Origin of the sequence: Vibrio sp. J383 (assembly GCF_023503985.1) — a bacterium.
Lineage (GTDB): Bacteria > Pseudomonadota > Gammaproteobacteria > Enterobacterales > Vibrionaceae > Vibrio > Vibrio splendidus.
The window spans coordinates 754,530-768,851 of sequence record NZ_CP097294.1 but is presented as its reverse complement, the minus strand read 5'-3'; the positions used below and the strand labels follow the sequence as shown (position 1 = coordinate 768,851).

Sequence of the window (14,322 nt, the reverse complement as noted above, 5' to 3'; positions counted from 1 at the left end):
TACAAACAAAGGCCGCTTACTCAAGCTAATGCCGATCGTTTAAGAAGACTTGAACGATCTTGCAGTTAGCAGATAATCCCCATCAACAACGTTGATGGGGATTTTTTATGCTTGAACAAGAATTAGCAATGGCACACGAGACCATTGAAGATGCCGACAATTATGAATCTGTCGTCGACGCCATTCAGATTGAGTGGATAGAACAAGCTCTTCTTGAAACCAATAAAGCGAGCATAAGACGACGTCGGCTTCCCGCTCAGCAAGCTGTCTGGTTAGTTATTTGGATGGGGCTGCAACGCAACATGTCTATCAAAGAGGTATGCAGTTCATTAGACATTGCGCTTCAGCCTAAACCTGAAGATAGCTGGTCTCGTGTTGCACCTAGTGTCCTAACTGATTCACGCCGACGTCTAGATGAGAGTCCATTAGCGGCTTTGTTTCACACAACGGTAAAGGCTTGGAATGGAGATATCCTTCAACAAGATAAAGACTTAGAGCTTAATGTTCTTGCTGTGGATGGAACTACATTTAGGTGCCAAGATTCCCCAGAGAACGCTGAAGAATTTGGGTTCATCTCTAAAAAATTGAAACCTTACCCTCAACTTCGTTTAGTCGCTTTGATGTCAACAGAAACTCGAATGATTATGGGGGCGGCTTTTGATGGCTGTCATGTCGGTGAAACGACCTTAGCTAAGCGTCTATTCAATGATATCCCCGCACATTCATTGACCTTATTTGATCGTTGTTATTTCTCGGCAGACCTTTTGTTGTCGTGGCAAGAGAGTGCGGAAAATGCTCACTGGTTAATGCCTGCAAAACGTAAGCTACGCTATGAAGTGTTGGAGAAATATGCGGAGAACGACATGCTCATCTCAATGCCCATCTCTCCTCAAGCTCAACGGCAGAATCCGAATTTACCCGCACGTTGGGAAGCCAGATTAGTCCTATATCAAGAGCCAAAAGGTGAGATAAAAGGTTTTATTACTTCACTTACAGACCCTAGTAGATACTCGCTAGAAAGCCTGCTGCGTATTTATTGGCAACGCTGGGAGATAGAAGAAGGTTATGGTGAAATTAAACAGACTCAACTGCAAAGTCACGTCACTTTACGAAGTCGTTTTTCTGCCGGTGTGAAGCAAGAGCTTTGGGGCGTATTACTTGCCTATAACTTAGTGCGATTAGAGATGGTTAAGATAGCTTCAGAAGCCGGGGTTCGAGCGACTAGGGTCAGTTTTACCGCCGCAATTAACCTTATTGATGCGCAATTACGTTGGTTAGCTTTAAGTCCAGACGGAACTCTACCTGTAAAACTGAAAAGGATGAGAGACAGTTTGAGTCACTTCATTCTTCCAGATAAAAGAAAGGACCGAACGTTTCCACGTTCAGTCCTCTTTGTCCCAGCCAAATATCCGTTCAGGTTCAAGCAATAATGCTTATCCGAACGGCATTAGCTTACTCAAGCGGCCTTTATTATTCATAAACAACAATTTACGTATAAAATATGGATAAATTATATTTTTTTATACGTGATTTTTTGTTTTTTAAGGTCTATTTCCAGATAGTTTGCTAATATCCTCAAACCGTAATTTATATACAGAATGTCACACTCAATAGAGATTTGTAATGGCTCGAATTACTCAAGTACAGAAACTAGAAAATCAAAAGCACTACGATGAAATCGTATTAAACCTTTTTCTGGCTGAAGGACATGAAGCATTAACTTATGCAAGGATTGCTCAAGAAATTGGCATTAGTTTAACGACGCTTCAGGGTTATTATCCATCGACTCGTGCTATCCGCTCAGTGCTTCACAAGCACATGCTATCGATTGTGATAGAGAGTCTAGACTTCGCATCGGAAGAGGTATTTGTTCAGTCTTGGCAAAATGCTTTAGATGATGAGCAGTTCCGATTCGTTATTAAATTGATGTTTTTCCATGCCTCACAGATCAAAAGTCCAGAAGCATTTAATATCAGTTCAGACGGACAGTTTCGTGAGAAGATGTTTGAAAGCTTTGGAGCCGACTCTGTTCGTATCCTTGAAACCGTAGTAGGACGTTCAATGTTCTATCTAACCAACTTTGGAACGCGTTCAAATTAGTTTTAACGCAATAAAAAGGGAGCCTAAGGCTCCCTTTTTTAGTTCTGTAATAGATTGAACAATTTACAAACGCATTCAATTAATCAATTAACTGACTCACAGACTCATTCAGCTTATAGCTTAATTGAGCTTGTAGAAAACCGTCGATAACGGTGGTAAGCGTAGTTCAATCGATGTATCTAAGCCTTCACTTGCCACTTGTTCAACCTTAGCAACCGGCTTCACTTCAAAGCCACTGCCTGCATAATCCGCAGAGTCTGTATTCAATAACAAAGAGTACTGACCTTGTGCTGGAACACCTAAGCGGAAGTGCTCATGAGGAACGGGTGTAAAGTTAGAAACCACCAATACACGCTCGCCTGATTCACTGATACGCTCATGAGCTAAGATACTCGCTTCAGCTGAATCCTGTAGACGCCATTCAAAACCTTTCGGGTCGAAATCAAGATCATGCATTGCGGCTTCAGAACGGTACAGATTGTTCAAATCTTTCGTTAAGCGCTGAACGCCTTGATGACGTTCATAATCTAGCAAGAACCATTGCAGTTGATCATCGTGGTTCCATTCCGCCGTCTGACCAAATTCAGCACCCATGAAGTTCAGCTTCTTACCCGGCTGCGCGTACATGTAACCCATGTAAGCACGTAGATTTGCCGTTTGCTGCCACTCATCACCAGGCATTTTTTCGTGGATAGATCCTTTGCCATAAACCACCTCATCGTGAGATAGAGACAATACATAGTTCTCACTGTGTGCATAAACCAATGGGAAGGTAATTGTATCGTGGTGATATTTACGATTGATTGGATCTTCTTGGATGTAAGACAAGCTATCGTGCATCCAACCCATGTTCCACTTAAACCCGAAGCCTAAACCCCCCATAAAAGTTGGGGCTGAAACACCAGGGAAAGCCGTCGATTCTTCAGCAATCGTCATCGCATTCGGGAAGTGCTTGTACACTTCTTCGTTCATCCACTTAAGGGTTGCGATAGCATCGTAGTTTTCGTTGCCGCCGTCTGCGTTCGGAATCCATTGATCATGGCTACGCGAATAATCGAGGTACAACATCGAAGCAACCGCATCAACACGAATGCCGTCGATATGGAATTGTTCGAACCAGTACAGTGCGTTTGCAACCAAGAAACGACGCACATGCTCTTTGCCTAAATCATAAATGTACGAATTCCAATCTTGATGCCAACCACGACGTGGATCTGGATCATGGAACAAAGGTGTTCCATCAAAATTGGCTAAGCCGTGATCATCACTAGGGAAGTGCGCTGGAACCCAATCCAGAACAACACCTAAACCAGCTTGGTGACATTGATCGACGAAGAATTTGAAGTCATCAGGAGAGCCAAAACGACTCGTTGGTGCGAACAAACCTATTGGCTGATAGCCCCAAGAGCCGTAAAACGGATGCTCTGAAACCGGCATCAACTCGACATGCGTGTAACCCAAGTCCGTTAAATATGGGATCAATTCAGCAGCAAGTTCACGGTAGTTTAAGAATTCCCCTTCAGCGTTACGCTTCCAAGAACCAGCGTGCAGTTCATAGAACGAAAGTGCTTCTTTACGCTTTTGCGTTACTGGGCGATTCTGCCACTGAGTATCTTGCCACTCGTAACGAGCGTGATCGTAAGTCACTGAAGAAAATGAAGGGTATTGCTCAGAGTAAAAACCCCATGGGTCAGCTTTGTGTGGTAAGCCTTCGCCATCAGGTCCTTTTAATTCAAACTTGTATTGAGCGCCTTCTTCCAGTTCAGGAATGAATAGGCCCCACATGCCATAATCTAAACGTTGCATTGGATGACGACGACCATCCCAAGCGTTGAAGTTACCCACTAAGCTTGCCGCTGTTGCATGCGGTGCATACACCAAGAAACGCGTACCTGAAATCGTCTGTCCATCACGCTCTAGCGTAATAAACTGAGCCCCCATGTGATGATACATATCTTTAGGTGTATGGAGATCTTCATAACTCGCGTACAGATCGTGGTACTGGTATGGGTCATCGATGATCTGCTCGACTCCAGCCCAATCAACCGCGAGCTTGTAGTGAGTAAAACGTAAATCTCTCTCTTGCTTAAGAATGAAACCACTTTCACCCTCTCGCGCTAACTCAATACGAGGTTCCTTTCCAACAATCAACTCGACTTTATTTGCCCCAGGAATCCACACACGTAATGCACCTTGCTCAGAAGGTAAGTATGGCCCTAAAAACGCAAATGGGTCAGTGAAACAAGCCTGTGATAGTTGGGTATATATTTGTTTTTGCTTTGAAATCGAACTTAGTTCCAAAACGCTTCTCCCTAACCAAACATCCAAAAAATATAATACAAAAATGCCCGCTATTAGTGCGGGCAATATAACGACGGTTTATTCTACCAGATGAGCATTCATTATTGAGTGACCGAGGTTGTAGTTTCGTACGGCGTAAGCAAAAAACCACCTATTTTCAAGCCACTCAACGTCATTACTTAGCTGCTTTTTCTCGAACGTCAGTCAGCTTAGAAGCGATACGATTTACCCCTTCGTGAGCAAATATTTCGTCCAAGTTCATTGATAGTTTACGACGCCAGTTAGGGTATTCATCAACAGTGCCCGGAATGTTTACTGGCTTGTCCATCTCTAACCAATCTTCCAGTTGAACACTAAGAAGTGTCGAACCACCAGCCGCAACGTGCAGCTGAAGTGCTTCGGCAAGATAAGAGTCCATCGGTACTTGGCTTGCATCACGACCAACACCTTCAGGTAAGAAGCCATGCCATGCCACTGAATCTAAGATACCTTGTTTGCACTCCAGACGGTCGTCGAACAAGGTTTCTAGCTGTTCTGCATCTGGGTATAAACCAATCTCTTGACCCATTTTCAAGTCATCACAATGCCAGAAGCCGCGAAGCGTTGGCATATCATGAGTACAAAGTGCCGCCATCGATTGTGGTGCATAATGTTTCGGTGAGATAAAGCCACCGTCATCTTCTGACGTTTCGAAGAAGAATACTTTGTAAGAATGCACGCCCGCGTCCGCTAGGATATCGACGATTTCATCCGGCACCGTACCTAAGTCTTCACCGATAACACTACATTGGTAACGGTGAGATTCAAGCGCCAGAATTGACAGCATGTCTTGTACTGGGTAGTAGATGTACGCACCCTTGGTTGCGTTTTCACCTTTTGGAATCCACCACAAACGCAATAGGCCTAATACGTGGTCAATACGAAGGGCACCACAGTGCTTCATATTGGCACGGAGTAGCTTGATGTATGCGTCGTAGCTTGTTTCTAGAAGCACTTCAGGATTAAGCGGTGGTAAACCCCAGTTTTGACCTAGAGGACCAAGCACATCCGGTGGAGCACCGATGCTCGCATCCATCACTAGGTTGCCTTCATCGGCCCATGTTTCGCTGCCTGAATCCGCAACACCAACAGCTAGATCACGGTACAAACCAACGGCCATGCCTTTCTCTTCAGCAAGAGACTGTGCATCGTTGATTTGGCAATCCGCTAACCACTGCAGGTACATGTAAAGATGAACATTCTCTAGGTTCTCTTTAATGTATTTCTGTGTCGCTGGGCTTTCGAATGTGCGGTATTTCTCAGGGAATACAGGCCAGCCCCACATACCTGAATCTTCAGCATGTAACTCACCGTGCAGAGCATCAAACGCCGCTTGATGCATCAGGCTTTCACCGCCCTCTTCTACAAACGCTAAGAACGCTTGTGCACGATCGCTGTTTTTATCTAAATGACGAGTCTTAAATTCTGCGTATAACAGAGGCAAGATGCTCATCTTAAGCTCAGACACTTCGGTGTAGTTTACCCAGTGCGCTTCACGAGCTTTTTGTAGACGCTGTTGGAATTCAGCGCTGCCTACCGTTTGTTGTGCTTCAGCACTTAATGCGAATTCAGGTACTGAGCTCACATCAATGTATAAGATGTTCAACCAACGACGTGACGACGGGCTGTATGGGCTCGCGCCTTCTGGGTTCGCTGGGAACAATGAGTGAATTGGGTTTAGGCCAACAAAATCACCACCACGAGAAGCGATATCAGCAACAAGCTGTTTAAGGTCGCCAAAATCACCAATACCCCAGTTGTGCTGAGTTCTTAGTGTGTACAGTTGAACACTTGGTCCCCAAAGCTTTTTGCCTTGCTCGATTGGTGATTGCTTGAAACACGCTTTTGGCGTAATGATCAATGTCATCTCGTAAGGCTTCTTACGGCGCTTACGACTCACAATCAGCTTGTGATAACCCCATGCCAAATCACTTGGCAATGCAAACACTAAAGGGCCACCCTCGGCACGCTCGTCACGAACGACTTGAGATTGAAGATAGCCTTCAAGTACCTCTCCTTGCTCGGTTTCTAAGCGCCAGCTGAACTCACTTTCACGAGCACTTACACCTAGATTAAGCGCCACTTCTACTGGCTCACCGTCACGCAAGACAAGAACTGGGTCTAGTACATCTTTTTTGTGTTTTCTTTCTGCAGATTTAAGCAGTGCATCATCGCTGCTTGTATCGTAGCCCAATGAAGCCAATAGAGACGTAATCGTCTCTTCTGATACTTGTGCTTCATCGCCCCACGCACTAACGTAACTGTCGGCAATGTTTGCCATTTCTGCGACTTGTTTTAATACGGTCTGTTCTTTCATCGCTCTCTCCGAAAACGTTCTGACGCTTTCTATTTTGTAGGGTTGTTAATTTAATTTTTACTAATCAATTAGCTTGTGACAATCGGTTTGTAAGCAGCTTGTTTATAAACGACAAACCTTTAAGCCTTTCGTTTGCTCACAAGCTAATTGAGCCAAGGCAGAAACTGCCTTGGCTACTTTGGAAGTATTAACGGTTAACCGCTTCAAGTTTCCAAATGTTGTTCACGTAGTCGCGGATTGAGCGGTCTGATGTGAACTTACCAACCAATGCTGTGTTAAGAATTGCTTTCTTAGCCCAACCTGCTTGGTCTTTGTACTGCTTGCCCATGTCTTCATGTGCTTTCACATAAGATGCGAAGTCAGCAAGACATAAGTACGGGTCGCCACCGTCTAGTAGGCTATCAAACGTTGCACGTAGAAGGCCTGGTTGACCTGGAGAGAACTCATCGCCAGTCAGTAGGTCTAGAGATGCTTTCAGCAGTGGGTCTGCGTTGTAGTAATCGTATGGGTTGTAACCCTGAGCTTGCAATGCCACTACACCATCAACGTCTAGGCCAAAGATGTAGATGTTTTCATCGCCAACTTCTTCACGAATCTCAACGTTTGCACCATCCATCGTACCGATAGTTAGCGCGCCGTTTAGCGCCATCTTCATGTTGCCCGTACCCGATGCTTCTTTACCAGCCAGTGAGATTTGCTGAGAAACGTCTGCCGCAGGAATAATGATTTCAGCCATGCTTACACGGTAATCAGGGATGAATACCACTTTCAGCCTGTTGCCAATGCGAGGGTCGTTGTTGATCTTCTCTGCAATCTTGTTAACCGCGAAAATGATCTCTTTCGCTAGGTGGTAACCCGGTGCTGCTTTCGCTGCGAAGAAACATACGCGTGGCTCACACTCGAAACCAGGTTCGTTAAGAATACGGTGGTACAGAGATAGAATGTGTAGCAAATCTAGGTGCTGACGCTTGTATTCGTGAAGACGCTTGATTTGCACGTCGAAGATAGCGTTCGTATCTAGCTCGATACCCATGTTCTCTTGAACCCAATCAGCAAGGCGCTGTTTGTTTTCTTTCTTAACAGCCATGAATTCTTTTTGGAATTTCGCGTCTGTTGCAAACTTAGCGATGCCTTCAAGCTGCTCTAGTTTTGCTGGCCACTCAGTGCCGATCTTACCAGTAATTAGCGTAGATAGGCCTGGGTTACAGAACTTCAACCAACGACGTGGCGTGATGCCGTTCGTTACGTTAGTCAGTTTGCCAGGGAAGATTTCGTTGAACTCTGGGAACAAGTCTTTCTTAACCAGTTGAGAGTGAAGCGCAGCTACACCGTTTACTTTGTAAGAGCCAATCACACATAGGTTTGCCATGCGAACCATGCGGTGGAAACCTTCTTGGATGATAGAAAGCTTCGCTTGCTTCTCACCGTCACCAGGCCACATCTTGCGAACTTCTTGCATGAAGCGGTGGTTGATTTCAAAAATGATTTCCATGTGGCGTGGAAGAAGACGGTTGATCAAAGATTCAGACCAAGTCTCTAATGCTTCTGGAAGTAGTGTGTGGTTCGTGTATGCGAACGTATGAGCACTGATTTCCCAAGCTTGGTCCCAAGTTAAACCTTTCTCATCGATCAGGATGCGCATCAATTCAGGGATAGCAATAGTTGGGTGCGTATCGTTCAGTTGAATCGTTTCTTGCTTAGGCAAATCTTCTAGAGAGAAACCTGCAGCTTCGTGGCGACGTAGAATATCGCGAACAGACGCTGCTGAGTGGAAGTACTGCTGCATTAAACGCAGTGTCTTACCTTTCTCGTGGTTGTCGTTCGGGTAAAGTACTTTAGTGATGTTACCTGCATCGATTAGCGAGTGTTGCGCTTCGAAGTAGTCACCGTTGTTAAAGCTTGCTAGTGAGAATGGTGCGATTGCCTGACATTCCCAAAGGCGCAGTGGGTAAACCGTGTTTGACTCGTAACCTACGATAGGTAGATCCCAAGGCATTGCTTTCACTTCCATACCCGGAACCCAAGTACGAACTTCTTTACCGTCGATGTATTCAACTTCTACATGACCGTAAAAACCAATGTGTTGTGCTAGTTCTGGACGAGCCACTTCCCATGGGTAACCTTCAACACCACGCCATGCGTCAGGTGCTTCTTGTTGACGACCGTCTTGGAAAGACTGTTTGAATAGACCGTATTCGTAGTGAAGACCGTAGCCTACTGTTGGGTATTCTTGAGCGGCACAAGAATCCATGAAACAAGCGGCTAGACGACCAAGACCACCATTACCTAGTGATGGGTCGCGTTCTTCTTCTAGAAGATCAGTTAGGTTTTGACCTAGCTCTTCCATTGCATGAGTGATCTGTTCATACAGACCCATGCTGATCAGGTTATTACCGGTTAAACGACCAATCAAAAATTCTAATGAAAGGTAGTTAACGCTCTTCGCGTTCTTAATTTTTTCATCATTTTCAGTTTCTAACAGATCAAATGTTGTGAGTTCTGCTAGCGCACGCCCCATTGCTAGGTACCATGCGCGGCTATCTGCGTTTTCAATCGTTGTTGCGTAGGTTGCAGATAAATGCTTCTTAACGCTTTCTTGGAACGACACTTTATCGAAAGTTTTTTGCTGAGTTGGTTTCATTTCAGAAATCTCGCTTTTAATAGTTCTAATTCATCTGTGACATATCGTGCATGGTCACCATTAACTAAACATCCTCCCGCTAACGCGACAAACTAGGAGTAGATGGGAGGGCGTAGGGGGCGTACCGACATAGGGTTAGTGATCTGACTCTCATGTTCTGACTTCGAACAAAAACTTGGAGTGACTAAGATCACAAGCTCCCGTTCGATAACTTACCTTCAATTGATGTGACTTTTATTTAACCGGATTAAAGTCATTATCAAATTTGATATTCAGATCACGAAAATAATTTCGTCCTCTCATCTTTTGCATAGATTCACGTGTTGGAATGAAGGAAGTCACATTCACAAACCAACCCGCTATGTGAGCAAAGTCTCAAATAAAGGGCGTAGAAGCCTAAAAACATGCAGGAGTGCAAGGTTTCTGAGGAGGATCATAGTCGGTGCCGTTTTGCTTCACGTAATATGATTGAAGACTTAAGTAATTAGGCTGATGTCATTCGATTACACTCAACGATAGATTGAGGTAATCCAGAACATAAGCCACGGAATAGGTGAAAAACTTCGACATGTGGATCCCTTCGAAACTGACTCGTCCCGGCCGCTTACATAATGCAATCCTACGACCTAGGGTTCTCGATCTGCTCCAACACGCAGATTGCTATAAGCTTGTATTATTCCGCTCTCCAGCGGGGTACGGTAAAACCACAATGGCAGCACAATGGCTGGTAGATAAACCCAATGTGGGTTGGTACAGCATTGATGACAGTGACAACGATGCTTTTCGCTTTATCAACTACCTAATGCAATCACTCAATAAAGCAACTCAAAATGCCTGCCCTAATGCCCAAAAGCTGGCAGAAAAACGACAGTTTTCATCGTTGCATTCTTTGTTAAGTGAAGTGTTTGCTGAGATGTCTGAATTCCACCAAGAATGTTTCCTGGTGCTGGATGACTACCACTTGGTCAACAATGACGACATCCACGAAGCAATGCGCTTCTTCCTTAAACACATGCCTGACAACCTGACGCTTGTTGTGACTAGCCGTGGGACACCACCACTTGGCACTGCAAACCTTCGTGTTCGTGATCTGATGATTGAAATTGGCAACGATTCGCTGGCTTTTGATACTGAAGAGACGACACGCTTCTTCAATCAACGTGTCGCCGATGGCGTAGATGACACGACCGCTGACAGTATCTGTACTTATGTTGAGGGGTGGCCTTCGGCGTTACAGCTTATTGCCCTTCAAGCTCAACATCAAAAACGTACCCTTGCGCAATCTGCAGAATCGTTCTCTCACTTTAACCATGCTCACCTTTGGGATTACTTGGTTGAAGAAGTATTCGATCTACTGGATAAAGAAACCCGACAGTTCTTAATGCAGTGTTCAGTACTTGATCATTTCAATGACGAATTAGTCTGCGCGCTTACACAGCGTGAAGACGCACTGGGTATGATCGAATCACTCAACCGATTTGGCTTATTCATCTACCCGCTTGAAGGTGAAAAGAACTGGTATCGCTTCCATAACTTGTTTGGTGAATTTCTGGCGCACGAGCGTCAAGCTCGAATTCCGCAACAAGAAGCCGAGTTGCACCGAAGTGCCGCGAAAGCGTGGATCAAACAGAAAACGCCTCATCAAGCACTGCGACATGCACAACGTGCTGAAGATCCAGAGCTGATCATTCAAATTTTGACGGAACACGGTTGGCCGATGTTCAACCAAGGCGAACTTTCATCTCTAGAGATGGCGATCAAGCAACTGACTACGGATCAACTATACAGTGAGCCGAAGCTATCAATGCTGCGCGCTTGGCTGGCACAAAGTCAGCACCGGTATGATCAAGTGGGGACTTTGTTGGAAGAGGCTGAGACTCAATATCAAGCTCGAAACATTGAACTTGATACTCAGCAGCAAGGCCAATACAACGCCTTGCGCGCCCAAGTTGCCATTAACAGCAATGAGCCTGAGAAAGCATTGGAATTGGCTGAGCTTTCGTTAAGCCAACTGAACACCACCGTTTATCGTAGCCGCATTGTCGCAACCTCTGTTGTAGGTGAAGTGAATCACGTGATGGGCAACCTGAGCCGTGCGCTACCTATGATGCAGCAAACAGAGAAGCTTGCTCGCCAGTATCAAGTTTACCATCAGGCGCTGTGGGCGATTCTGCAACAAAGCGAAATCTTGATTGCTCAAGGTTATGTTCAAGCTGCGTTTGAGCTACAAGACAGCGCATTCAAATTAATTGAAGAGCACCAGCTGCAATACGTGCCTCTACATGAATTTTTGCTGCGTGTTCGCGCTCAGATCTTCTGGTGCTGGAACCGACTAGATGAAGCGGAAGAGTGTTGCTACAAGGGCTTAGATATCCTTGGTCACCACTCACCAAGTAAACACCTACACAGTTACTCAATGCTGGCTCGTATTTCATTGAGCCGCGGCGAGATTGATAAAGCGTCGAAGTTTATCGACCAAATTCAACACCTGCTACGTCAATCAACTTACCACGTGGATTGGACGGCAAATGCTTCTTTGTCTTTGATTCTTTTTTGGCAAGTAAAAGGCAATAAAGAGGCAATCCGTGATTGGCTAAGCGTGGCGGTTCGACCTGAATCGGCGAGTAACCACTTCTGTCAGCTTCAATGGAGAAACATCGTACGTTCTCACATCATCCTTGAGCAGTATGAAGATGCGGAAGAAGCACTGACTTTCCTTAAGAGTGAAGCGCAGCGTTCACACCTGATTACAGACACCAACCGAAACTTGATCGTTGAAGCGGTGTTGCGTACACAAATTAACGATGAAGACAGCGCGCGCGTGCTACTTGAAGAAGCGCTTCATATGACCAACCAAACCGGTATGGTTGGTAACTTCTTGGTCGACGGTGGAACTATCGGGCATATCTTGGATAAATTGAGCAACAAGCCAGGCTTAGGTGACTTAGAACGCCATCGCGCTCAACAGATCATGAAAGATATCTCAACCACTCAACGCAGCCGCTCGGTTCACTTCGATGAAGACTTTGTTGAGAACTTGGTTAATCACCCGAATATTCCTGAGCTTGTGCGCACTAGCCCACTCACCCAGCGTGAATGGCAGGTACTTGGTCTTATCTATTCAGGGTTCAGTAATGAGCAGATAGCTCAAGAGCTCGATGTAGCGGGGACCACGATCAAAACTCACATCCGTAACCTTTATCAAAAGCTGAACATTGCTAACCGCAAAGAAGCAATCAGCACGGCAGAGAACTTGCTGCAGTTGATGGGTTACTAAAACGGATTCGAGATTGATTCGAGATTGATTCGAGATTGATTCGAGAAAAGCTTAAGCTAGTCACCAATGGTGGCTGGCTTTTTTTTCATCTGAAGTTTAGAGCTTAAAAATGTAGGGACTGGAAAAGAAAAAAGACAATCACCAAACGACAGGCAAAAAAATAGCCAACCGCAATAATCGCGATTGGCTCTATATATTTGTGAACAAATCATAAGTTCACTAACAACGTCAGTTGGCTAGGTGACCCTCGGCTTAAGAAGGGTCAATGTATATAATGCAGTTAGCGTGCCAACTTTAATTCGGCGTTTTATAAGCCCTGCATCGCATAAAAACCATGAATTTGTCATGCGAATTGCAAAGTGCATTTGCATAATGCAACCAAGATGCAATATTGATAAGAGATCAGTTTCATCTCTGCTCTTAATGACAAATTACTAAGTGGTTGTATTTTAAATGTTAGGCAAATGTTCACTTCAACTTATTGCCTTACAATTAAGAGAGTAATAAAAGCCCCTCCCCAATGGCATATTCATACTTTTTTTACACTAAAGTTTGTATACTGCACAAAATCACCCTCAACTCTATGAAGCAATGAACTACTTAAGTACTTTTTTCAAAGGCATGGCGATGGGCGCAGCAGACGTTGTTCCTGGCGTGTCGGGCGGAACCATCGCATTCATCACTGGTATCTACGATACGCTGCTAGAAAGCATTCGCAGGATTAACCCTAGCGTACTTGGCTTATGGAAACGCGAAGGCTTCAAAGCCGCGTTTAACCACATCAATGGTTTCTTCCTGATTTCACTGTTCGCAGGCGTATTCACGAGCATTGCGACATTTGCAAAGCTGATTTCTTGGTTATTGGTCACTCACCCGGTGCCTCTTTGGTCTTTCTTCTTTGGCCTGATATTGGTGTCGGTTTTCCACATTCTTAAGCAAGTAGAAAAGCGCGATATGATTCGATTCGTATTTTTGCTGCTTGGCGTTGCTTTCGCTTATAGCATTACCGTGCTTAAGCCGCTGCAAATGGAGCCTACCAGTATCAATATCCTCATTGCGGGTGCGATTGCGATCTGTGCGATGATTTTACCGGGTATCTCGGGTAGCTTCATTCTGCTATTGATTGGTATGTATGGTCCGGTTCTTGGTGCGGTTAAAGAGTTCCAAATCGATGTGCTTGCGCTATTCCTTAGTGGCTGTGTGATTGGCCTACTGACTTTCTCGCACGTACTTTCTTGGTTACTGCGCTCATTCCGCGATTTCACATTAGTGTTCTTAACTGGTTTGATGATCGGTACGCTGCCTAAGATTTGGCCGTGGAAAGAGACCATCAGCTGGCGCACAAACTCAAAAGGCGAACAAGTTCCTCTGATTCAAGAAAACCTATCACCGTTTGATTTTGAAGCCGTAACTTCTCAGCCTTCTCAGCTGGTAATGGCTATTGTGATGATGTTTGTTGCGATTGCCTTGGTTCTAGGACTAGAGAAGTTTGCAGAGCGTAATGCTGACTAATCATTCAGCCAGCTTCTGGAAAGCGTTTAGAACGGATAATGCTTAGAAATACTAAGCTCACCTCTCGATGAAATAGACAAAAGCGAAGCCAATGGCTTCGCTTTTTTAGTTCTACCATACGCACAAAATTGCTTT

At 44.9% G+C, this 14,322-nt stretch carries 7 protein-coding genes; 4 read left to right on the top strand and 3 right to left on the bottom strand.

Annotation, left to right across the window (positions count from 1 at the left end):
- The first annotated feature begins 107 nt into the window (after positions 1–107).
- Both M4S28_RS19890 and M4S28_RS19885 read left to right on the top strand, forming a co-directional pair.
- On the top strand, positions 108–1,430 hold the full coding sequence (locus tag M4S28_RS19890) for an IS4-like element ISVbsp1 family transposase (RefSeq protein WP_009845967.1): 1,323 nt from the start codon (positions 108–110) through the stop codon (positions 1,428–1,430).
- Positions 1,431–1,623: 193 nt separating this feature from the next.
- A complete protein-coding gene (locus M4S28_RS19885; RefSeq protein ID WP_104215511.1) occupies positions 1,624–2,100 on the top strand; it encodes a hypothetical protein in 477 nt (158 codons plus the stop codon).
- A gap of 120 nt (positions 2,101–2,220) precedes the next feature.
- Here M4S28_RS19885 and glgB read toward each other — a convergent pair whose 3' ends face one another.
- From glgB to M4S28_RS19870, 3 genes are all read right to left on the bottom strand, one after another.
- On the bottom strand, positions 2,221–4,401 hold the full coding sequence (gene glgB, locus M4S28_RS19880; protein WP_249633616.1) for a 1,4-alpha-glucan branching protein GlgB: 2,181 nt from the start codon (positions 4,399–4,401) through the stop codon (positions 2,221–2,223).
- Between the two features lie 175 nt (positions 4,402–4,576).
- Complete coding sequence (gene malQ / locus M4S28_RS19875) at positions 4,577–6,757, bottom strand: 4-alpha-glucanotransferase (RefSeq protein ID WP_102557266.1); 2,181 nt, start codon at positions 6,755–6,757, stop codon at positions 4,577–4,579.
- A 187-nt stretch (positions 6,758–6,944) separates the two neighbouring features.
- Complete coding sequence (locus tag M4S28_RS19870; protein ID WP_249633615.1) at positions 6,945–9,398, bottom strand: glycogen/starch/alpha-glucan phosphorylase; 2,454 nt, start codon at positions 9,396–9,398, stop codon at positions 6,945–6,947.
- Between the two features lie 568 nt (positions 9,399–9,966).
- On the opposite strand from M4S28_RS19870, the gene malT reads away from it, so the two are divergent.
- A complete protein-coding gene (gene malT, locus M4S28_RS19865) occupies positions 9,967–12,675 on the top strand; it encodes an HTH-type transcriptional regulator MalT (RefSeq protein WP_102456280.1) in 2,709 nt (902 codons plus the stop codon).
- A gap of 591 nt (positions 12,676–13,266) precedes the next feature.
- Entirely contained in the window at positions 13,267–14,187 is a 921-nt protein-coding gene (locus M4S28_RS19860) for a polyprenyl-phosphate transporter (RefSeq protein WP_032546399.1), read from the top strand.
- The last annotated feature ends 135 nt before the right edge of the window (positions 14,188–14,322 follow it).

What these genes read in the sequence shown, in the direction of transcription:
- M4S28_RS19890 (WP_009845967.1), top strand. Translation starts at nt 108, where the DNA reads ATGCTTGAACAAGAATTAGCAATGGCACACGAGACCATTGAAGATGCC.
- M4S28_RS19885 (WP_104215511.1), top strand. Translation starts at nt 1,624, where the DNA reads ATGGCTCGAATTACTCAAGTACAGAAACTAGAAAATCAAAAGCACTAC.
- malQ (WP_102557266.1), bottom strand. Translation starts at nt 6,757, where the DNA reads ATGAAAGAACAGACCGTATTAAAACAAGTCGCAGAAATGGCAAACATT.
- M4S28_RS19870 (WP_249633615.1), bottom strand. Translation starts at nt 9,398, where the DNA reads ATGAAACCAACTCAGCAAAAAACTTTCGATAAAGTGTCGTTCCAAGAA.
- malT (WP_102456280.1), top strand. Translation starts at nt 9,967, where the DNA reads ATGTGGATCCCTTCGAAACTGACTCGTCCCGGCCGCTTACATAATGCA.
- M4S28_RS19860 (WP_032546399.1), top strand. Translation starts at nt 13,267, where the DNA reads ATGAACTACTTAAGTACTTTTTTCAAAGGCATGGCGATGGGCGCAGCA.